Source organism: Parasphingomonas zepuensis (assembly GCF_036663735.1).
In the GTDB taxonomy this organism is placed as follows: Bacteria; Pseudomonadota; Alphaproteobacteria; order Sphingomonadales; family Sphingomonadaceae; genus Sphingomonas.
On sequence record NZ_JAXOJO010000024.1, the window covers coordinates 1 to 1,595 of the forward strand.

Below are 1,595 nucleotides of genomic sequence, written 5' to 3' on the forward strand. Positions count from 1 at the left end.
GGCTGGATTCCTCACGATATTCGATGCCGGCGGCGAGATGCACCGGGCCAGCGGGAAGCTGGAACAACGTGCCGCTGAGGTTCAGGGCCGCAGCGTGCAAGTCCTGGAAGGCGTGGGCCTGATAGCTGGCCTTCACATAGTTGACCGCCTCTGGCGTGATCTTGCTCGTGCCGTTGGCATTCAGGCCAAAGGGATTGAATGGTACGCAGCCATTCGCGCGAGCATTGGCATCGAGGCAGATTGCATCAGTGGTGCTGCCGTTGCGGTTGACGTCATTGATATCGGGGACCACCTGCACGGCGTTCGCGACGTTGAACAGGTTGGCAAGGCCAGTCATGGTCGTATCGGAACGGGTGAAGCCATAGCTGTAATAGGCGTCGAGATTCCAGCCGCTGCCGAGATCGACATCGGTGCCGACCGCAAGCCGGAAGTTGTCGCGCTGAGTCGTCACCGCGCGGGTGCCGGGTTCGAACATCGTGGTGCGGATCAGGAAGCTGATGTCCTTCAGGCCGTCACCAGTGCGATCGTTCGCCGCATTGTAAACGGCGTCGGACACGAACGGGTTGCGCAGGGTCACGAACGTCCCGTTAGGCCCGAACACACGGTGCTCGATGTTGAAATAGCCATTGGCGTTGCCCGGGGCATTGAATGCGCCGAGGGCGCCGTCGGTGCGCAGCGGCGAGGCCTCCAGATAGCCCTTTGTATCGACCCTGTTATACGTCCCCTCGACGAAAACGTTGACGCTGTCGGATACGTCATAGTTGGTGCGCACGGCAAAGGTCAGCCGCTCGACCGGCGATGCAATCGCACCGAACGCCGCGCGGTTGAAGCCGTCGGTCGTTGCGTTGTAGGCGCGCACGCTTCCATCCGGATTGATGATGCGATTGCCAGCGCCTGCGATCGAAAAGACGCCGGCCGGGCCGACGCTGGACGGCGCATAGAGCGGAACGAACAGGTTCTGGGCCGCGAGCAGATTGGTGGCGCTGGGGGTGCCAACGCGCTGCGTTGTGCCAAGGCTGTTGTAATCGAACGCCGAAAAATCGCGCCCGGTGTTGAGGACCGCGCCTTCGCGCTGCCAGCCGACGAACAGCAGCATGTTGCCGTCGCCATTCGCGAAGTTGCGACCGAAGGTGGCGTTGGCTGAATAATTGTCGTCATCGCCGCGCTCCGAGATGCCGGATTGCAGGTTCGCGTGGAAACCTTCGAAGTTCTTTTTGTAGATGAAGTTGACGACGCCAGCGATCGCGTCCGAGCCGTAGACGGCGGAAGCGCCGCCGGTGAGCACATCGACACGCTCAACGAACGAAGCGGGGATCATCGCGAGATCAACGACGCTGGAGCCGGGCGAGCCGGCCACACTACGGCGACCATCGATCAGCACGAGTGTGCGCGACGGGCCGAGATTGCGAAGGTTGACCGTGGACCGGCCGGGGCTGGTGCCGAACGTGCTGGTCGTGCGGCTGGCTCCGGGATTGCCCACTGCGGGATTCTGCTGGAGCACTTCCTGGATATCGATCGAGCCCTTGTTCTCGATATCCCGTGCGGTGATCACCTGGATCGGCGAGGGCGATGTCAGTGTCGGGCTGCGGATGCGG

Annotated in this window: 1 protein-coding gene; it reads right to left on the reverse strand. The window is 62.3% G+C overall.

Features of this window, described 5'->3' with window-relative positions; genetic code table 11:
* Nucleotides 1-1,595, reverse strand: a 1,595-nt coding sequence (locus U1769_RS24875; RefSeq protein WP_332720848.1) for a TonB-dependent receptor plug domain-containing protein, incomplete at both ends; no start/stop codon positions are given.